Source organism: Salipiger abyssi (genome assembly GCF_017311415.1).
GTDB classification, from domain to species: domain Bacteria; phylum Pseudomonadota; class Alphaproteobacteria; order Rhodobacterales; family Rhodobacteraceae; genus Salipiger; species Salipiger abyssi_A.
The window spans coordinates 267,911-286,659 of sequence record NZ_JAEKIS010000002.1 but is presented as its reverse complement, the minus strand read 5'-3'; the positions used below and the strand labels follow the sequence as shown (position 1 = coordinate 286,659).

21 protein-coding genes and 1 tRNA gene are annotated in these 18,749 nt (G+C 67.2%); 14 read left to right on the top strand and 8 right to left on the bottom strand.

Annotation, left to right across the window (positions count from 1 at the left end; all coding sequences use genetic code 11):
* Positions 1–19: 19 nt before the first annotated feature.
* On the top strand, positions 20–736 hold the full coding sequence (locus tag I6N89_RS04705) for an RlmE family RNA methyltransferase (RefSeq protein WP_207017057.1): 717 nt from the start codon (positions 20–22) through the stop codon (positions 734–736).
* On the opposite strand, the gene I6N89_RS04700 is transcribed toward I6N89_RS04705, so the two are convergent.
* Entirely contained in the window at positions 733–978 is a 246-nt protein-coding gene (locus I6N89_RS04700; protein ID WP_207017056.1) for a hypothetical protein, read from the bottom strand. The genes I6N89_RS04705 and I6N89_RS04700 overlap by 4 nt on opposite strands.
* Positions 979–1,144: 166 nt before the next feature.
* On the opposite strand from I6N89_RS04700, the gene I6N89_RS04695 reads away from it, so the two are divergent.
* The 4 genes from I6N89_RS04695 (at position 1,145) to I6N89_RS04680 (ending at position 5,393) form a co-directional block, all read left to right on the top strand.
* On the top strand, positions 1,145–1,780 hold the full coding sequence (locus I6N89_RS04695) for an SGNH/GDSL hydrolase family protein (RefSeq protein WP_207017055.1): 636 nt from the start codon (positions 1,145–1,147) through the stop codon (positions 1,778–1,780).
* Positions 1,777–2,226, top strand: coding sequence for a lipocalin (locus I6N89_RS04690; protein WP_207017054.1), 450 nt, complete (start codon positions 1,777–1,779; stop codon positions 2,224–2,226). Before I6N89_RS04695 ends, I6N89_RS04690 begins: the two co-directional genes overlap by 4 nt.
* Positions 2,227–2,378: 152 nt before the next feature.
* Positions 2,379–4,097 carry a CoA-binding protein gene (locus I6N89_RS04685; protein WP_207017053.1) on the top strand — a complete coding sequence of 573 codons (1,719 nt, stop codon included), beginning with the start codon at positions 2,379–2,381 and terminating at the stop codon, positions 4,095–4,097.
* Positions 4,098–4,121: 24 nt separating this feature from the next.
* Entirely contained in the window at positions 4,122–5,393 is a 1,272-nt protein-coding gene (locus tag I6N89_RS04680; RefSeq protein ID WP_207017052.1) for a glycerate kinase type-2 family protein, read from the top strand.
* Positions 5,394–5,447: 54 nt separating this feature from the next.
* Here the strand turns inward: I6N89_RS04680 and I6N89_RS04675 are convergent, their stop codons facing one another.
* Positions 5,448–6,053: a nucleotidyltransferase family protein gene (locus I6N89_RS04675; protein ID WP_207017051.1), complete on the bottom strand. Its 606-nt coding sequence runs from the start codon at positions 6,051–6,053 to the stop codon at positions 5,448–5,450.
* A 127-nt stretch (positions 6,054–6,180) separates the two neighbouring features.
* Between I6N89_RS04675 and I6N89_RS04670 the strand changes: the two genes are divergently transcribed.
* Positions 6,181–6,414, top strand: a complete 234-nt coding sequence (locus I6N89_RS04670) for a hypothetical protein (protein ID WP_207017050.1) — start codon at positions 6,181–6,183, stop codon at positions 6,412–6,414.
* A 15-nt stretch (positions 6,415–6,429) separates the two neighbouring features.
* Here the strand turns inward: I6N89_RS04670 and I6N89_RS04665 are convergent, their stop codons facing one another.
* The 4 genes from I6N89_RS04665 to I6N89_RS04650 form a co-directional block, all read right to left on the bottom strand.
* On the bottom strand, positions 6,430–7,755 hold the full coding sequence (locus I6N89_RS04665; RefSeq protein WP_207017049.1) for an HlyC/CorC family transporter: 1,326 nt from the start codon (positions 7,753–7,755) through the stop codon (positions 6,430–6,432).
* 154 nt (positions 7,756–7,909) lie between these two features.
* Positions 7,910–8,836 (bottom strand): site-specific tyrosine recombinase XerD, encoded by a 927-nt coding sequence (locus I6N89_RS04660; protein WP_207017048.1) that lies wholly within the window; start codon positions 8,834–8,836, stop codon positions 7,910–7,912.
* Entirely contained in the window at positions 8,833–10,410 is a 1,578-nt protein-coding gene (locus tag I6N89_RS04655) for a hypothetical protein (protein WP_236016429.1), read from the bottom strand. Before I6N89_RS04655 ends, I6N89_RS04660 begins: the two co-directional genes overlap by 4 nt.
* The gene (locus I6N89_RS04650) at positions 10,400–10,549 is read right to left on the bottom strand and encodes a hypothetical protein (protein ID WP_198039753.1); all 150 of its coding nucleotides are present in this window, start codon (positions 10,547–10,549) and stop codon (positions 10,400–10,402) included. The genes I6N89_RS04655 and I6N89_RS04650 overlap by 11 nt, the downstream gene beginning before the upstream one ends.
* A gap of 96 nt (positions 10,550–10,645) precedes the next feature.
* Between I6N89_RS04650 and I6N89_RS04645 the strand changes: the two genes are divergently transcribed.
* From I6N89_RS04645 to I6N89_RS04635, 3 genes are all read left to right on the top strand, one after another.
* Positions 10,646–11,215, top strand: coding sequence for a shikimate kinase (locus I6N89_RS04645; protein WP_207017047.1), 570 nt, complete (start codon positions 10,646–10,648; stop codon positions 11,213–11,215).
* Positions 11,216–11,219: 4 nt separating this feature from the next.
* A complete protein-coding gene (gene aroB, locus I6N89_RS04640; protein ID WP_207017046.1) occupies positions 11,220–12,332 on the top strand; it encodes a 3-dehydroquinate synthase in 1,113 nt (370 codons plus the stop codon).
* A 189-nt stretch (positions 12,333–12,521) separates the two neighbouring features.
* Positions 12,522–12,989 carry a hypothetical protein gene (locus I6N89_RS04635; RefSeq protein WP_207017045.1) on the top strand — a complete coding sequence of 156 codons (468 nt, stop codon included), beginning with the start codon at positions 12,522–12,524 and terminating at the stop codon, positions 12,987–12,989.
* 198 nt (positions 12,990–13,187) lie between these two features.
* On the opposite strand, the gene I6N89_RS04630 is transcribed toward I6N89_RS04635, so the two are convergent.
* Positions 13,188–13,277 (bottom strand) — tRNA-Ser (locus I6N89_RS04630).
* A gap of 169 nt (positions 13,278–13,446) precedes the next feature.
* On the opposite strand from I6N89_RS04630, the gene I6N89_RS04625 reads away from it, so the two are divergent.
* The 4 genes from I6N89_RS04625 to I6N89_RS04610 all read left to right on the top strand — a co-directional run bounded on the left by I6N89_RS04625 (position 13,447) and on the right by I6N89_RS04610 (position 16,048).
* Positions 13,447–14,268: a DUF2059 domain-containing protein gene (locus I6N89_RS04625; RefSeq protein ID WP_207017044.1), complete on the top strand. Its 822-nt coding sequence runs from the start codon at positions 13,447–13,449 to the stop codon at positions 14,266–14,268.
* Between the two features lie 194 nt (positions 14,269–14,462).
* Positions 14,463–15,074 carry a 50S ribosomal protein L21 gene (locus tag I6N89_RS04620; RefSeq protein ID WP_207017043.1) on the top strand — a complete coding sequence of 204 codons (612 nt, stop codon included), beginning with the start codon at positions 14,463–14,465 and terminating at the stop codon, positions 15,072–15,074.
* Between the two features lie 18 nt (positions 15,075–15,092).
* On the top strand, positions 15,093–15,362 hold the full coding sequence (gene rpmA / locus I6N89_RS04615; protein WP_207017042.1) for a 50S ribosomal protein L27: 270 nt from the start codon (positions 15,093–15,095) through the stop codon (positions 15,360–15,362).
* Between the two features lie 113 nt (positions 15,363–15,475).
* Positions 15,476–16,048: a GNAT family N-acetyltransferase gene (locus I6N89_RS04610; RefSeq protein ID WP_207017041.1), complete on the top strand. Its 573-nt coding sequence runs from the start codon at positions 15,476–15,478 to the stop codon at positions 16,046–16,048.
* A gap of 148 nt (positions 16,049–16,196) precedes the next feature.
* Here I6N89_RS04610 and I6N89_RS04605 read toward each other — a convergent pair whose 3' ends face one another.
* Entirely contained in the window at positions 16,197–16,766 is a 570-nt protein-coding gene (locus I6N89_RS04605) for a YcbK family protein (RefSeq protein ID WP_207017040.1), read from the bottom strand.
* Between the two features lie 332 nt (positions 16,767–17,098).
* On the opposite strand from I6N89_RS04605, the gene I6N89_RS04600 reads away from it, so the two are divergent.
* The gene (locus tag I6N89_RS04600; RefSeq protein WP_207017039.1) at positions 17,099–18,733 is read left to right on the top strand and encodes a L,D-transpeptidase family protein; all 1,635 of its coding nucleotides are present in this window, start codon (positions 17,099–17,101) and stop codon (positions 18,731–18,733) included.
* The last annotated feature ends 16 nt before the right edge of the window (positions 18,734–18,749 follow it).

Below are 18,749 nucleotides of genomic sequence, written 5' to 3'. Positions count from 1 at the left end.
GCGGAAAGGCGGCATGGCCATGGCAAAGCCCCCATCGGGAAAGAACACCTCCGGGCGCGGTCAGCGCGACCTGAAGGTCAAGGTCAAGACGGCGCGCGGGCGCAAGCTCAGCTCGACGCGCTGGCTGCAACGGCAGTTGAACGATCCTTATGTGAAGCGCGCCAAGGACGAGGGCTATCGCGGGCGCGCGGCCTTCAAGATTCTGGAGCTGGACGAGAAATTCCATTTCCTGAAGCCCGGCGCGCGGGTGGTCGATCTCGGCTGTGCGCCGGGCGGCTGGTGTCAGGTGGCGGTGCCCCGGGTGAACGCGCTGGGAGAGAAGAAGAACAAGCCGCAGGGCTATGTCCTGGGGGTCGATCTGCAAGAGGTGCTGCCGGTGCCGGGCGCCGAGATCCACCAGCTCGATTTCATGGAGGACGGCGCCGACGACAAGGTCAAGGCCTGGCTCGGCGGCAAGGCGGATGTGGTGATGTCGGACATGGCGGCATCGTCCTCGGGCCACAAGCAGACGGATCACCTGCGCATCGTGGCACTGTGCGAGGCGGCGGCGGAGCTGGCCTTTGACGTGCTGGAAGTGGGCGGCACCTTTGTCGCCAAGGTGCTGGCGGGCGGTGCGGAACAGGGGCTTCAGGCGCTGCTGAAGCAGCGCTTCGACAAGGTGGCGAATGTGAAGCCGCCGGCAAGTCGTTCTGATTCTTCGGAAAAATTCGTGGTCGCGACGGGGTTTCGCGGTTAGTCTTGCCTCAGGGCCGGCGGATGGCGGAATGACGCCACCGCCCGTTCCTGAAAGGCCCGCGCGAAATACGGAGAGATCACCCGCTCCTCGACGAAACCGGCGCTGCGCGTCTGGCTATCTTGCTGACGCATGAGCGAGAACAGGCGCGCCCGCGGAGCGGCTGCAGCGTCAGGCTGCGGCGCGGATGTTGGAAAACCCGTGACCGGAAAGGCGGTCACCCTCTCTGTGATAGGCCGGTTCATGGCGCTCCTCCTCCCGGACACTCTGGCCGGAAGATTTTTCTATTCCGTAAACAAGGCGGCTTTTGAACGGAATTGGAGCGGAAATCGGGCGACCGGCGCTCTTGCGTATCCCGGCGCGGTTGATCACTCTGTGCCGCAACAGGCAGAACCGGGGTGGGCAGGCGGGATGAGCGTGATCCTTTGTTATGGCGACAGCAACACGCATGGCACCCGACCGATGCGCATCGCGGGCGTATCGGAGAGGCACCAGCGCGCGCAGCGCTGGCCCGAGGTCATGGCGCGTGCCCTGGGCGCCGGGCATGAGGTGATTTCCGAGGGCCTGCCTGGGCGCACCACCGTTCACGACGATCCGGTAGAAGGCGGAGAGCGAAACGGTATCAAGGTGTTGCCGGCCGTCCTTCACAGCCACAAGCCGATTGACCTGATGATCCTGATGCTTGGGACAAACGATCTCAAGAACCGGTTCTCGGTCAGCGCCTACGAGATCGCGCGCTCGGTCGAGCGCATCCTGCTCGCCACCCGGGCCGAGGCGGTCACGCGGGGCGAGCTGATCGTCTGCCCGGCTCCGGTGCGCGAGACCGGCACGCTCACGGATGTCTTCGCCGGCGCCGAGGCGCGGCAGGCCGGGCTCGAAGCGCATATGCGCGCGGTGGCCGAGCGCCACGGTTGCGGCTTTGTCGAGGCCGGCGCGCATGTCTCGGTCTCGCAAGGCGATGGCGTGCATTGGGAGGCGGAGCAACATGAGAGATTCGGCGCTGTGATGGCGGAGCAGGCGCGCAGCGCGCTGGAGCGGTTGCAGTGAGGCGCGCGTTCGCGGCGCTGCTGCTGCTTTCGGCCTGCTCAGGGGCGCCGGACCTGCCGCAGGTGACGATTCCGCTGCGCAACCCCACCGCGCCGGTGGCGAGCCAGGCCGACGCCACCGCGGCGCGGCTCGCGGGCGAGTGGGTGGTGGTGCAGGGCGCGGGTGTGGCGCCAGGTACGCGGCTGCGTTTTTCCGAGCGGGCCATGTCACTCGACGGGGTGGCGATGCCGATGGCGACGCGCGGCGCGGGTCGGTTCGAACTGGCGGGCCAGACGGTCTGGGTACACTGGCTCGATGCCGACAACCGGACGGCGGCGATGGGCGACCCCGCCGGCGCGCGAGTCTGGATCATGGACCGCGGCGGCGCGCCGGGAGAGCGGCTGCACGCCGCGCGCGAGATCCTCGACTGGTACGGGTATGACCTGCGGCGCCTCGACGGTGTTTAACATGTGCCGGCCCGCCACCACGCTGAATAATGCGGCAGCCATGGATTTCCGTTGCGTCAATTGCTTGAAAAGGCTCGCAACCGCTTGCAGTTTCACGCAAAACTTTCATTCGGGATGCGGGGAGAGGCATCTGTGAACCTGAAACCGACCGAATGACGCGAGACTATTCACGCCTTTTGACACCGCGCTCGATCGCTTTGATCGGGTCTGAGGTCTGGTGCCGTGGGGTGATCGGCAATCTGCGCGCCATGGGCTATGTCTGGGATATCTGGCCGGTGGTCCCAGGGGCAGGCTCGGTGATGGAGATGCGCAGCTTCGAAAGCATCGACCGTCTGCCGGCGCCTCCGGACAGCGCGTTTGTGGAATTCGATGGCGAGGCGGCCATCGCGGCGGTTGCGGCGCTTGCCGCGCGCGGCGCCGGCGGGGCGATGTGCGCGGGGCAGGTAGAACCGCAGGATCTCGCTGCAGCGGCCGGGCGGATGCCGGTGCTGGGGCCGGGTTGCAAGGGCATCGTCAACGCGCTGGAGCGCGCACCGGTCTGGGAGGGCGCGCACGGGCTTCGCCCGGTCAAGCGCGGCGTGGCGATTCTCGCACGCAGTGCCAGTCTGGCGCAGAGCCTTTCCATGCAGCGCCGCGGCCTGCCCATTGCCTGCATTGTCGTGGCGGCTGCCGGCGCGGCACAGACAGGCCTGGCGCGGCTGGGCGAGGCGCTGTTGCACGATGACCGCATCACCGCTCTGGGCATTCAGGCCGAGGAACTGGGTGATCCGGAAGCGTTTCTTGCGCTCGCGAAGACGGCGGAGCGGCTGGGCAAGCCGGTGGTCGTGTTGCGGTCCGGTGAAGATGCCGGTGCCACGGCGCTGATCGCGCGCGGCGGCATGGCGCGGCTGCGCAGTCCCGAGGCGCTGCTGGAGGCGCTGAAGGTGCTGCATGTGATGGGGGCGCTGCCGGCCAACGCGCTGGCGGCGGTCGCCTGCACCGGCGGTACCGCGCAGATGGTGAAGGATATGGCGACGCTGCACGGGCTGAGCTTCGCCCCGTTCTCCGAGGCGCAGCGGCGGGTGTTGGCCGAGGATCTCGAGCCGCGTGCGGTGGTGGAAAACCCGCTGGAATGCGGCGCCGCCGCCGGCCGGCCGGTGCCCCATCTGGCCCGGGTTTTTACCGAAGTGATGTCTGGTGGGGCTGTGCTGACCCTGGTGGTGCTCGACTGCCCGCGCGAGGAGCTGTGCGATGACGAGACCTGGCGACGGGTGACCGAAGCGGCCGGTGCCGCCCGGGCCCGTGTCGGCATGCCGCTGGCAATCGTCTCGACCCTGCCGGAGGGCCTGCCCGAATCCCGCGCCGAGGCGCTGATCGAGCAGAAACTGATCCCGCTGGCGGGGCTTGCCGCGGCGCTTGAGGCGCTGGCCGCCTGCGTCACGCTGGGCGGGCCGCTGCGCCATCCGGCGCCGCTCTTCATGCCCGCCGCTGGCGGCGCGACACCTCCCGACGGTGCCGACCCCTCCGCCGCGACGGCGACGCTGGCGGCGCGCGGCGTGCATCTGCTCGCCGCCGACACACCGCCGGAAGGCACCGAACTGCATCTGCATCTCGCAGCGGATCCGGCCTATGGTTATGTTATGACCTTCCGCATCGGCGCGGCGCATGTCTCGGGCCTGCTGCCGCTGCGTGAGGGCGAGGCGCAGGCGCTGCTCTCGTCGCTGCCGATGTCGAGCGAGGAGGTGGCGGCGGTTGTTCCCGCGCTGCTCTCGGTGCAGGATTACGTCGTCGCCCAGGGCGGGACCGTTGCCGAGCTGGAGCTCGGCTTTCGCCCCGGCGGGCGCGGGAGGGCGCTGGCCAGCGGGCTGCGGATCCGAGCGGCGGGCGGCTGAGGACGAAGGCGAAGGACATCACGCATGCAGGATGAACGGCTTTTCCTGACCGGGCTCTTCGAGGCTGCGGTCGCTGCCGCCGACCCCGAGCTCGCGCTGCGCGCGGCGCTTCCGGAGCGGCCGAAGGGGCGCACCGTGGTGATCGGGCTCGGCAAGGGGGCGGCGCAGCTCGCGGCCGCCTTCGAGCGGCTCTGGGACGGGCCGGTCGAGGGCGTGGTCATAACGCGTTACGGCTATGCCGCGCCCTGCGCGCAGCTCCGGGTGATGGAAGCCGCGCATCCGGTGCCCGACGCGGCGGGGCTCGACGCCAGTGCGGCGCTGTTCGAGGCGGTCGCGGGGCTCACGGAGGACGATCTCGTCGTGGCGCTGGTCTGCGGCGGCGGCTCGGCGCTGCTGCCGGCGCCGCCCGAGGGGCTGACGCTGGAGGACGAACAGGCGCTGAACCGGGCGCTGCTGGGCTCTGGCGCACCTATTGGCGTGATGAACGCCATCCGCAAGCATGCGAGCCGGATCAAGGGCGGGCGGCTGGCGGCAGCCTGCGCGCCGGCGCGGGTGGTGAGCCTGATCGTCTCGGATGTGCCGGGCGACGATCCCGCCCAGGTCGCCTCCGGCCCCACGGTGCCCGACGCGGTGGATGCAAAGACGGCGCTCGGCATGGTCGAGGCCTGGAACATCGCGCTGCCCGAGCGCGTGCTGGCGCATATCCGCAGCGAAGCCTCGGCGGCGCCGATGCCGGACGACCCGGTCTTTGCCCGCAACGAGGTGCATGTAGTGGCCTCGGCACGGCTGTCGCTGGAAGCCGCCGCGCGCAAGGCCGAAGCGGCGGGGGTGCCGGCGGCGATCCTGTCGGATTCGGTCGAGGGCGAGGCGCGCGACGTGGGGCTCGTGCATGCGGCCATTGCCCGCGAGGTGGCGGCACGGGGTCGGCCCTTTGCGCCGCCGGTAGTACTGCTCTCGGGCGGCGAGACCACGGTGACGCTGCGCGGCGAAGGCGGGCGCGGCGGGCGCAATACCGAGTTTCTGCTGGCCTTCGCCCATGCGATCGACGGGGTGGCGGGCGTGCACGCGCTGGCCGCCGATACCGACGGGATCGACGGGTCCGAGGACAATGCCGGGGCCTTTGCTGATGCCGGTACGGCTGCGCGGCTGCGCGACACCGGCGATGATGCGATGACGGCGCTTTCGCGCAACGACGCCTGGAGCGCCTTCGACCGCGTGAGCGCGCTCTTCGTACCCGGTCCAACCGGGACGAATGTGAACGATTTCCGCGCCATCCTGATCAGAGCGCCGGAATAGGACGTACCGGTTGGGCAATTCCTGCCCACCGTTCGCATGCCGGTGCCGATCGGGTCAGACCGCCGCCCGCGTCGCCTCCCAGTCGCGCCACGCCTCGGGCGTATCGAGATCGGTGAGCGCCCCGCGTCCGGGCAGCGGCACGTAACGGACCCGATGCGCATTGGCCAGCAGCACCGCCTTGGCCCCCATATCGCCGCTAAGCGCCAGCAGTGCAGAGAAGCAGTCGGCGGGGAATAGCACCGGGTGACCCGGCGTGCCATCCTCGGCGGTGGCCTGTTGGATCGTCGGGCGCGGTACCGTGCGGAACGCGGCGATGACGCGCCTCAGATCGGCGGTGGTGATGTCCGGCATGTCGGCCGGCAGGATCATCACCGCGTCGATGCCGGGCGGCAGCAGACTGACACCGCGCCGCAGCGCGGAGGACATACCCAGATCGGCATCGGGAACTTCGACAACCTGCACCGGCAGGCCGCTCAGGGCCTTGGCGCGGGGATGGTCGTGGCCCGGCAGGGCCACAACGACATGATCTGCGGCGACAAGCGCCGCCTCTGCCTGACGACGCAGGAGCGGTTGGCCCCCGACATCCATCAGCAGCTTATCGGTCCCGCGCATACGGCGACTCGCACCGGCGGCGGGAATCAGAACAGCGATTCCTCCCATGGCGGCCCTTATATCCGAGTTCCGGCAACCTGTACGTGTTTTTTGGTATAGATTTTGTAAACTTGTTCGTAAGCGCTGTTAATATTTGTTAATATTTCACGAAAACCTGGCGTGAAAAGGCGCAAACATGATCTCGACGATCACGTCCCTGCTTGTTTCGGCGGCACTTGCGCTGTCGCCGCTGGCCTCCGCTGCGCTGCCCCAGCCGAGCCTGTCGCAGCGGATCGAGATGCTTGGCACCGGCAAGCCGCTGCTCGCCGCCTGCTGCAAGATCTGCCGCAAGGGCAAGGCCTGCGGCGACAGCTGCATCAGCCGCGACAAAAACTGCCGCAAGGGCGCGGGCTGTGCCTGCGACGGCTGATCGCGCTGCCCGCCCTCAGGCCGCGACCGGAGTCAGAGGCCGTACCCGCAGCTTGGTGATCCGGTTGTGTTCGCGCTCCATGACCTCGAAGCGGAAGCCGTGGAAGCTGAAGCGCTGGCCCGGGGTGGGGATCATCTGCGCCTCGTGAATCACCAGCCCGGCGATGGTGTTGGCCTCGTCGTCGGGCAGCGACCAGTCGGTGGCGCGGTTGAGGTCGCGGATTGTCATGGCGCCGTCGAGCCAGTACCAGCCATCGTCGCCCGCCTTGACCTGATGTTCCGCATCCGGGTCGTGCTCGTCGGTGATCTCGCCGACGATCTCTTCGAGGATGTCCTCCAGCGTCAGCAGCCCTTCGAGCGAGCCATACTCGTCGACCACCAGCGCGAAATGCGTGTGTTTGCGCAGAAAATTGCGCATCTGATCGGCCAGCGTGGTGGTGTCGGGCACAAAATAGGGCTTCATCATCACATCGGCGATGCGGAAATCGTCCAGCGCCTCGAAGCCGCGGTCGCCGGCCTTGGCCATGGTCTCGTACATGGCGCGCATGAGATCCTTGGCATGGGCGACGCCGATGATGTTCTCGGGATCGTCGCGGAAGATCGGCAGGCGGGTGTGGTTGCTCTCCAGACATTGCTGGAGGATCGCGCGGGGGCTGTTTGCCGCGTCGATCATCTCGATATTCGAGCGATGCAGCATGATTTCTTCGACCGTGCGTTGGGCCAGATCGAGCGCGCCGAGGATGCGGTCGCGGTCTTCCTTCTCGACCACGCCCTCGGAATGGCCCAGTTGCAGCGCTCCGGCGATCTCCTCGCGCACCGCGAGGATCTGACTGTCCGGATCGGTCTGCACGCCGAAAATGCGCAGCATCAGCCGCACGAAGGCCCGGATGGCGGCCACGACGGGCGAGAACACCAGAATCACCATTGAGATCGGACCCGAGACGCGGCTGGCGGCGAGCTCGGGATTGGTGATGGCGTAGGTCTTGGGCAGCACCTCGGCAAAGATCAGCACCAGCAGCGTCATGATCAGCGTCGCCAGCGCCACGCCGCTGTCGCCGAAGAGCGAGGTGAAGAGCGCGGTGGCCAGCGAGGTGGCGAGGATATTGACCAGGTTGTTGCCGAGCAGCACCGAGCCGATCAGTCGCTCATTGTCCTCGGTGATCCTGAGCGCGGTATCGGCACCCTTGGAGCCGCGATCCTGAGCGGCGCGCAGCTTGCCGCGCGAGGCGGCGGTGAGCGCGGTCTCCGAGCCCGAGAAGAAGGCGGAGAGGAGGATCAGCACCAGAATGGCGCCGGCGGTGATCCAGAGGGTTGCGTCGGTGGCGGCGGTGGTCGCGTCCATGGTGCTCGTGTTTTTTCTGACGGTCCCGGTGGTTATGGGGGCGGGGCCGTCCGGGATCAAGGGCGCGCTCCGCCCCGGGGCGTCACGGCGGGACGGTGCGGCAAAAGTTTTCGAAAACTTTTGCAAATTCCTTCGAAGGAATTTGCTGCGCGGTTCAGTCGCGGGCCATCGGGTGGTGATCGAGCACCAGCTCCTTCAGCCGCTCCTCCAGCACATGGGTGTAGATCTCGGTCGTGGCCACATCCGCATGGCCGAGGAAGGTCTGGATCGCCCGCAGATCGGCGCCGTTCTGCAACAGATGCGTGGCGAAGGCGTGGCGCAGCGTGTGCGGCGTGACCTTGGCGGGCGAGACCCCGGCGGAGACGGCGATGTCCTTGATCAGCAAATAGAAGGCGTGGCGCGTCAGATGCCCCGCCTTGCCGCGCGAGGGGAAGAGATGCGGTGAGGCCGGCTTGCCCCTGGCGCGGCCCATCTCGTCCAGCGCGTCGCGGCGGGCGAGCCAGTTGGCCAGCGCCTCGCGTGCCGGCGGCGACAGCGGCACCATGCGCTCCTTGCCGCCCTTGCCGCGAATGAGCAGCATGCGCGGATCGCCGCGCGCCGCCGAGACGGGCAGGGTGACCAGCTCGCTCACCCGCATGCCCGTGGCGTAGAGCAGCTGCATCAGGCAGGCATTGCGCAGCCGGTCATCGGCGTTGCGGCCATGCGTCTCGGCGGCGGCGAGCAGCCGGTCGACCTCTTCAATGGAGAGCGTCTTGGGCAGGCGCTTGGATTTGCCGGGCCCGGCGATCTGCACGGCCGGATTGTCCGCGCGCAGCCCCTCCTCGAAGGTGAAACGGTAGAGCTGCTTGATCGACGAGAGCCTGCGCGCCCGGGTGGAGACCGCCAGCCCCTGCGCCTCGCAATGCACCAGGTAATCCTCCACATCGTGGCGCTGCGCGGTGTCGAGCCCTTGCCCGCGCGCCGCCAGCCAGCCGGAGAAATCGGCGAGATCGCGGGCGTAGGCGGCGGTGGTGTTGTCGGCGGCACCCCGCTCGGCGGCCTGCGCCTCGAGAAACCCGCTGATCCAGTTGCGATCGCTCATCGCAGCGCCCCCTCGTCGTCGAGAATCAGCAGCTGGATCGCTGCGCGCCGGGCGGTGTCCTGCAGTCCCACGGCGCGCAGCGTCGCCAGCGCGTCGGTGAGATCCGCATGGTTGCCCTCGGCGCCGTCCGAAAACAGCGCGATGGCGTGAAGGATCGCCTCGCCGAGCCGGCCCTCGCGCAGCATCTCGGCCAGCGTCGGCGGCGGCGTGGCATCGGACCAGGCACGCGCCACGGCCTGCTGCCGTGCGGGGATGGGCAGGCTCGCGGGGGCCTCGCCCTGGGCAATGGCGGCAACCGTGCCCATCAGGCCGGTGGGCGCGGTCATCTCGCGCGCCGCGACCTCGTATTCGTCGGAAAGCAGTGCCGCGCGCCGTGCCAGCGCGGCGGCGCGCCCGTCGAGCGCAAGCCCCGAGAGCCGGTCGCCGAAGAGCTTGGCCAGCGGCACCAGCAGGCCGGCGCTGCGCATCTGCGGCCAGGCCTTGAGCAGTGCCGGCCCGGCGAGATCGGCACGACCGCTGTCCAGCGCGGATTCCAGCGCCTGCACCGCCGCGACCCTGTCCCAGACACCGCCCGAGGCGGCGGGTTTGCGGTCGGAATAGATCCCCAGCAGCCGGTTTTCCGACAGCGCGCCGCGCTGCGCAAGCCGTTCGGCGGCAAGGAGTTGCGCGCGCCAGCCGCTCATGCCGGAAAGATCGGCGGCGGCGAAAGCGCGGGGCAGGGGCTGGGTGGGCAGCGCCTCGCCCACCGCCTCGAAGAGCCGGAATTGCAGTGGCGTCGGGCGCGGCGGCACCGGCACCGGGCGCGCGCCATCGGCCAGTGCGGGGTCGAGAAACCGGCTCAGCAGCTCGGTGTCGCGCGCGTCGAGCTGCCCCAGCGCGCGGGCGGTGCCCAGAACGGTCACCGCGTGATCCCAGCTGCCCTGGCGGGCGTCGCAATAGATTCGCGTGGCGAGATCGTCGGAGAGCTCCGGCTGCCGTTGCAGCGCCTGGCAGGGGGCCTCGGACGTGCCGGCCAGCAGCGACAGGTCGAACCAGCGCGCGAAAAGCGCCGGGCTGGTGGCGGGGCCGGCCCGGTCGAGCAGCGCCAGCGCCGGATCGACGGCGCCCTCGGCGAGCAGCCGGTCGAGCCGCGCGGTGAGCAGTGGTGCGCCGCCGCCCGCGCCGCGCGGCGCGTCGGCCTCGGCCAGCAGCAGCGTGAAGAGCAGCGCCGAAAGCGCCGGCACCGCCGGATCCACCTCGCCGATCAGCGGCACCAGCCGCCGCGCCTCGCTGGCCGACCAGAGGCTGCGCGGCAGGCCCGTGGCCGACATCGGCAGCAGCCCCACCGCCTCGGCGGAGGGCGCGCCAAGCGGCATGACCTCGACCTCGGGGCTGGCGCCGGAACTGGCCACCGGCGGCTCGACGCGACGCGGCAATGCCGTGCCGCTGCCGCGATCGGGCAGCGGCCGCAGCACGGCGGGCGCATTGGTGCTGTTGCCGGCGTTCAGCCAGTCGATCGCCGACATCGGCGCCTGCGCCGAAAGCGGCGCGGCGGCGAGGCTCAGACAGGCGAGAAGGGCGGCTCTATTGCGCATCGAGCTCCACGGGCTCGCGAATCTCTGTCTGGGGCGGAGAGAAGTCGGCGCCGAAGAACGGCCCCAGATAGGCATAGCCCACCAGCGCGATCCCGCCCAGGATCAGAAGGATGAACAGCCATTTGATGATACGTCCCATACGGTCGTGTGTCCTGCCTCATGTGTTTTTCAGAACTTATACCTAGCCTTTTCGGCAAACTCACGTCATTCACGGCCCCGGAAAGCAGAATTGGCGATGGATGGCCGAGATACAAGCGTGCAGGCGTTGAAGCTCAAGAAGACCGTGGTGATGGTGGGCATGATGGGCGCGGGCAAAACCGCCGTGGGACGGGCGCTTGCCGCCGCCCTCCGCGTGCCGTTCCGCGATTCGGATGCCGAGATCGAGCGGGCCGCCAACATGAGCATCGCCGAGATCTTTGCCCGCGACGGCGAGCCGTTCTTTCGCCAGAAGGAAAGCCAGGTGATCGCGCGGCTGCTTGACGGCGCGCCTGCGGTGCTCTCGACCGGCGGCGGCGCCTATATGCGTCCGCAGAATCGCGCGATGATCACCGAGCGCGGCGTGGCGGTCTGGCTCGATGCCGAGCTGCCGGTGCTGTGGAACCGGGTGAAGCACAAGAACACCCGCCCGCTGCTGCGCACCGCCGATCCGAAGGCCACCCTGCGCGAGATCTATGCGCAGCGCGTGCCGGTCTATGCGCTGTCGGATCTTTCGGTGAAATCCGAACAGGGGATTGCCGTCGACACGATGGCGGCACGGGTGATCGCGGCGCTGAAGACACGCCCGGACGTTTTGACAGAGGACTGAGCGAATGACCGAAACGGTGCATGTGGCGCTGGGAGAGCGGGCTTACGATGTGCGCATCGGCGCGGGGCTGCTGGCCGGGGCCGGGGCCGAGATCGCGCCGCTGCTGCGCCGCAAGCGTGTGGCGGTGGTGAGCGATTCCACCGTGGCCGCCGCACATCTGGAGGCCTTCCAGGCGGCGCTGGCGGCAGAGGGCATCGCGTCGGAGGCGCTGCAACTGCCGCCCGGCGAGGCCACGAAATGCTGGCGCGAGCTGGAGCATGTGGTCGAATGGCTGCTGGCGCAGAAGGTCGAACGCCGCGACGTGGTGGTCGCGCTCGGCGGCGGGGTGATCGGCGATCTGGTGGGCTTTGCCGCCGCGATCCTGCGGCGCGGCGTGCGCTTCGTGCAGGTGCCGACCTCGCTTCTGGCGCAGGTCGACAGCTCGGTCGGCGGCAAGACCGGGATCAACTCTCCCGCCGGCAAGAACCTCGTTGGCGCCTTTCACCAGCCCTCGCTGGTGCTCGCCGATATCGGCGTGCTCGACACGCTGACCGACCGCGATTTTCGCGCGGGCTATGGCGAGGTTGTGAAATACGGGCTGCTGGGCGATGCGGCGTTCTTCGACTGGCTGGAGGCCAATGCCGGCGCCGTGGCGACGCGCGACCGCGCGGCGCTGTCCTATGCGGTCAAGCGCTCGGTCGAGATGAAGGCCGAGATCGTGGTGCGCGACGAGACCGAGCAGGGCGACCGCGCGCTGCTGAACCTCGGCCACACCTTCTGTCACGCGCTGGAGGCCGCGACCGGCTATTCCGACCGCCTGTTGCATGGCGAGGGGGTGGCCATCGGCTGCGCGCTGGCCTTCGAGCTGTCGTCGCGGCTGGGGCTCTGTGCGCAGGAAGACCCCTCGCGGCTGCGCGCGCATCTGCGCGAGATGGGCATGAAGGCCGATCTCGCCGACATTCCCGGCGATCTGCCCGGCGCCGAGGCGCTGCTCGACCTCATGGGGCAGGACAAGAAGGTGGTCGATGGCGCGATCCGCTTTATCTTGGCGCGCGGTATCGGTGAGGCCTTCGTGACCTCTGACGTGCCGCGCGAGGCGGTGCTGGGGGTGCTGCGCGACGGGCTTTCCGAGCGCTGAGCCGGTCACCCGGCTCTCGTGTTTTGCGCTTGGTTGCGCGTCTCATACGCCTAGAGGTTGAAATTGCCGGTCTTTCTCGTGGGTTGCCGGCCCGACCGGTGCCGTGATTGCCGCGGAGACTCCCCGGGTGTGCCGTATTTTTTCCTTCATCTTTAACGAAAAGGGGCCGTCCATAAGGAAAGGTTCATCTTGATGATAGGTTTGATCACGGGCGGGTTCAGCGGATGGGGTACATCCTCCGGCGGCGGCTCGACCCAGAGCAGCGGCACGTCCACGGAGAGCGAAGAAACCCAGGCGCCCGGCGCAAGTGCTGAAACGCCCCCGGCCAACTCTCAGGAGCCCGAAACGCCGCCGGTTGCCGCGAGCGAAGAGAGCACCGCCACATCGGCGCGTCCCGCGCCCGAGACACCGGCCGCGTCGTCCTCTGTCCTGGTTGAAACGCCAGAGAGCCGGGAGCCGGCATCGTCCGACGCGCGCGCTCAGGCGATTGCCGCGCAGCAGGCGTTTTTGTCCTCGCTGATCGTTACGCAGCTCGAACGCGGTGGCGAGGAGGGCGATTTGGCCACGCGCATGCGGCGCGGTGCCGAGAGCTACGCGGCGGCACATGCCACTGCGGCGCAATCCGCCGAGACCGCGCGCACGAACGTCGAGCTCTGAGCGGTTCGCCGCGACGGAAAATCACGTTTGCCTGAAATTTAGGCCCCGCCTCGCGGGGTCTTTGGCGTTTGGCAGAACGCGTTCTCCGGTATGATCGGTGAGATCGGTCGTCGCGATGCAATACCCCACGCCTGGACAGGTGGGAGGTCGGTATAGCCATATCGGGAAATCGCTTTTACCCATGAAATCAGGGGTAAATGGCGGAGAGACAGGGATTCGAACCCTGGGACCCCGTGAAGGGTCAACGGTTTTCGAGACCGCCCCGTTCGACCACTCCGGCACCTCTCCGCGGGGGTCGTGGAGGGCCGTTTAGCGGGATGCGCGGGGCGGTGCAACAGGGAAATTTCCCCGATTGTGTCACAACCCGCCGTGCTGCGTACCGGACCCGCTGCGCCCTTGGAAAAACGTAGCATCGCGCCTAGTCTGCGCGAGACCAGAGACCCGGAGAATCTCTCATATGTTCTTGCGCTTTGTCGCTGCCTTCCTCGCCGCCGCTCTTGTGGCCTGGCCCGCCGCCGCCGATCCGGAAAACCCGGCGGCTGCATTGCTCGATGCACTCGGCCTGCCGAAAATCGTGCAGATCATGCGTGAGGAGGGCATGGATTACGGGCGCGAAATGGCCGCCGACCTGCTGCCCGGCGGCGTGACGCCGGCTTGGGAGGAGTCGGTTTCGACGATCTACGACACCGATGTCATGGAAGACATCGTGCGCTCGCAGTTCGCCGAAAGCTTCGGTGAGACCGATGCCACACCGCTGCTGAACTTCTTCACCGGCGAGACCGGCAGCCGTATCGTCGAGGTCGAGCTTTCGGCGCGCCGGGCGATGGTCGATGACGATGTGGAAGCCGCCGCGCGCGAGGCGTTCCGCGGCCTTGACGGCTCCTCCGATCCGCGGCTCGCCATGATCACGGAATTCGTGCAGGAAAACGATCTTGTCGAGGCCAATGTGGTCGGGGCGCTCAATGCCAGCTATCAGTTCTATCTCGGGCTGACCAATGGCGGCGCGCTGGAGATGACCGAGCGCGAGATTCTCACCGAGGTCTGGTCGCAGGAGGCCGAGACCCGCGCCGACACCCGCGAATGGCTCTACGGGTTTCTGCTGATGGCCCTCGGGCCGGTGGCGCAGGAAGATCTCGAAACCTATGTGGCGCTGTCGGTGAGCCCGGAGGGCAGGGCGATGAACCGCGCGCTCTTTGCCGGGTTCAACGCCATGTATGACGAGATCTCTTATGCTCTGGGGCTCGCCTCCGCGGAGCAGATGATGGCGCAGGAATTGTAGCGCCGTCTAAAGCTCCGGTTGACAAATGGCGGCGATCCTCCGATAAGCGCGGCTCGTAACGGGGCTATTGCGGCCCCGATTTCGATTCATATATCAACGACAGCCCCGAAAGGGCGCGCTGTCCGAGGCGGGCACAGGGCCCAGGAAAGCCCCGAAAGGGCGCCACAGGACGCGGGAAACGAAGGAAGACGCAGATGTTCGCGGTGATGAAAACCGGCGGCAAACAGTACAAAGTCCAGGCGGGCGATACGCTCCGCGTGGAGAAGCTGGCCGCAGACGCGGGTGAAACCGTTCAGTTCAACGATATCCTCATGCTCGGTGGCGACAGCGTTACCGTGGGTGCGCCGCTGGTGGCAGGTGCCGCCGTGCAGGCCGAGGTGATCGACCAGATCAAGGGTGACAAGGTCATCAACTTCGTCAAGCGTCGCCGCAAGCACAGCTCGCAGCGTACCAAGGGCCATCGCCAGCAGCTGACCCTGCTGCGCGTGACCGAGATCCTCGCCTCGGGCGCCGACGCCACCGGCGTCAAGGCCGCTGCCGGCGCGGGCTCCGTTCCCGCCGCTGCCGCTGCTGCTCCGAAGGCGAAAGCCACGACCGCCGCTGCCGGCGCCGACGATCTCAAGAAACTGTCGGGCGTGGGCCCGGCGCTCGAGAAAAAACTGCACGAGGCCGGTGTGACCAGCTTTGCGCAGATCGCCGCCTGGACCGAAGCCGATATTGCCGAGATGGACGAGAAACTGTCCTTCAAGGGCCGTATCGAGCGCGAAGGCTGGATCGACCAGGCCAAAGACCTGGCCGGTAACTGAGACAAAGGAGACTGACCCATGGCACATAAAAAAGCAGGCGGTTCGTCCCGTAACGGCCGCGACTCCGCAGGTCGCCGTCTTGGCGTGAAACTCTACGGTGGCCAGGCGGCCATCCCGGGCAACATCATCATCCGTCAGCGCGGCACCAAGTTCTGGCCGGGCGAGGGCGTGGGCATGGGCAAGGATCACACGATCTTTGCGACCGATACCGGTTCCGTGACCTTCCACAAGGGCCTGAAGGGCCGCACCTTCGTATCCGTGCTTCCGGCGGCGGAGGCTGCTGAATAAGCCGACCTCGCAAGATGCGAAACATGGGGGATCGGCGAAAAGCCGGTCCCCTTCGGCGTTTCAGGGGGAGTGGAGCCGATCCATCCGAGTAAGTGCATAAGAGGAGCGTGCACATGATTCTCGACCAGATGAAGCAACCGCCGGCCGCCGCGCCGGAACCTTCTGCGCCGCCGCCGGTGATTGTTACCGAGCGGTTTTCGCTGCGGCCACTGCGCCGCTCCGATGCCGGGCTGCTCGCGCATTACAGCGGCGATGTGCGTGTCGCGCGCATGACCACGGCCATTCCGCATCCACTGCCGCCGGGCGCGACCGAGGCCTATATTGCGCGTGCCGCCGATCCCAAGCGCAGCGAAGAGGTCTGGGCGATGGATGCCTCGGCGCATGACGGGGCCGAGGTGATGGGGGTGATCTCGCTGGAGCGGATGGATCGCAACCAGAGCGAAATCGGCTACTGGGTCGCGCCGCCTTACTGGAACACCGGGCTTGCCTCGGAGGCGCTGCGCGCGCTGGTCGAGGCGAACCCCTACGGCTCGGCCACGATGTTCGCGAGCGTGTTTCAGGACAACCCGGCCTCGGCGCGGGTGCTGACGAATTGCGGTTTCGAATATATCGGCGATGCCGAGGCGTTTTCGGTGGCGCGCAACGCCAAGGTGCCGACCTGGACCTACTTGCGCCGCATGGGCTGAGGCCTGTCCGGCCGTAACGCGTGGCGCCGGCCGGATCCGATCACTCTTCCACTCAAATGCTCTTCCCATCAAAAAAACCAAAGGCGCCCGGAACCGGACGCCTTTCGGAGCGTTCTGTGATAGGATGTTGGAACAAGAAGGCCGGACTTTAGCTTCCCCAGCTGCGAACCGGCCCGCAATCCATGTGAACGAAGCTCGAACTGGTGTAGCGACCGACGCCACCGGCGCGACAGGCTTGTGCGGCCCGGGCCATCTGGTTGACGGAGCGCGAGTTGAGATGCAGATCGGCCGCCTCACCGCGCAGGTGGCGGGAATTTTTTGCCACGCCTGAGCTGCGGGCGCGCAGCATTGCGTTGGTTTTGGGCGAGCGATAGCCCGAGATCAGCATATAGGGCTCTGAGCAGTCCATAAGATTGTGCGCGGCGGTCATGATATCGACGGTGCGGGCGTCGATGTTCTTGATATCATTGGTGCGCCAATCGCGCATGAAATAGTTGATTTCTTTGAGGGATTCGCGAATGTACTCACCCTCGATCCAATAGATCATATCGAGCTTCTCGCCGGTGCGGGAAGAATACATCTTGATCCGTCGGATATCGCCAGCGCCGCGCAGGAAGCCTGCGGCATTGCCGTAAGTCGGAGCTGCTGTGACGAGTGTGGCTGCGAATGCGCCAAGAAGGCCGCGGCGCGTGAGGCCGCCTGCAGTTTGTTCTGTCATATGAAAGCGCCTGTCCCGTTAGTCGCTGTACCTGTTGCGCCGCCTCGTTGGACGACCCTGCCATCTTTCCCCAGATGCACTTAGTATATGCCACAACTCGAATCGTGCCGAAAGGCGCTTTTAGGACGAATCGTAACTATCAAGAGGTTTCGGCGAATTCCTGCGCAAATCTCCAGCGACCTGTGGCGCGTTTGCGCCGAGCGTCACGCGGCGATGCAGCACCGCCGCGCGCGGCGGGAAACTTTGCATTTGGCGGAAAAGTGAGTAGACAGTCTAGGCATTTGACGAACAAGAATAGTTTGGCTCTTAAAACGGTATTTTCGGGGATAGGTATGACATATTCGCGCAGGCAGTTCGCAACGGGGATCAAGGCCGGGTTGGCGGTGGCGCTTGCCGCCGGCTGGATGACGGCGGCGGTGCCCGGCGGCGCGTCAGCGCAAACGCTGTCGCTGACCGCTTACAAGCAGGCGGTGGCCGAGTCGCTTTCCGAAGACGAGGGGCTGGCTGCGTTCTACCGCGCGCGGGGATTCGAACCGCTCTGGACCTCTGCCGATGCCAAAGCGACCGAGCGCCGCGCGGCGCTGATCGAGGCGCTGTCGCTCGCCGATCTGCACGGGCTTCCGACGCAGCGCTACGACGTGGACGGGCTTATGACCAAGCTGCGGACGGTGCGCGGCGACCGGGCGCGCGGCCTCGCGGAGGTGGCGCTGAGCCGTGCCTATCTGCAATTCGCTCACGACCTGAATGGCGGCCTGCTCGACGGGCGCCGGGTCGATTCCGGCATCAAGCGCCCGCCGCAACGGCTGTCTTCGCAGGTGCTGCTCGAGCGTCTGGCTGCTGGCGAGCCGCGTGCGGTGCTGCGCGATCTGGCGCCGCAGAGCCCGGAATACGCCCGGCTGATGCGGGAAAAGATGGTGCTGCAACGGAGCATCGCCCGTGGCGGCTGGGGCCCGGCGATCCGTGCCGGCAAGATCGAGCCGGGGCAGAGCGGCGCTCCGGTCGTGGCGCTGCGCGACCGGCTGGTGGCGATGGGCTATCTCGCGCCCACGCTCTCGGCCAGCTATGACGAACCGCTGCGTGCGGCTGTGACGGCCTTTCAGGAGGATCACGGGCTCGAAACCGACGGCGTTGCCGGTGCCTCGACCCTCACCAGCATCAATATCGGTCCCGAGGAACGACTGAAATCGGTCATCGTCGCGATGGAGCGCGAGCGCTGGATGAACCTGCCCGACGGGTTGGGCCAGCGGCATGTCCTCGTCAACCTTACCGATTTCCACGCCCGCATCATCGATGACGGCAAGGTCAGCTTCGAGACCCGCTCGGTGATCGGCCATCAGGATCCCGACCGCCGCACGCCGGAGTTTTCCGACGTGATGGAATTCATGGTGATCAACCCGTCCTGGTATGTGCCGCGCTCGATCATCGTGAACGAATACCTGCCGCTGCTGCGCCGCAACCCCGGTGCCGTGGGGCATCTGGAGATCACCGACAGCCGGGGGCGCCGGGTCAATCGCGGCCGGGGATTCTCGCAATACACCGCCGCGAGCTTCCCCTTTGCCATGCGTCAGCCGCCCGGGCCGCGCAATGCGCTGGGGCAGGTGAAGTTCATGTTTCCCAACAAGTACAATATCTATCTGCATGATACGCCGTCGAAAAGCCTGTTCGATCGCACGCAGCGGACCTATTCGCATGGCTGCGTCCGGCTCGGAGATCCTCAGGATTTCGCCTATGCGTTGCTGGCGCGGCAGACCGACGATCCGGTGGGCTTCTTTCAGGCGCGGCTGCGGACCGGCAGCGAAAGCCGGGTAAATCTCGACGAACCCGTACCGGTGCATCTGATCTACCGAACCGCCTTTACCCAGCCGAAGGGCAAGGTGAATTACCGCGACGACATGTACGGACGCGACGCCAAGCTCTGGAATGCGCTTTCTGCCGCAGGGGTGGCGCTGGCAGCTCCGCAGAGTTAAGTCCTACCGGGAACGA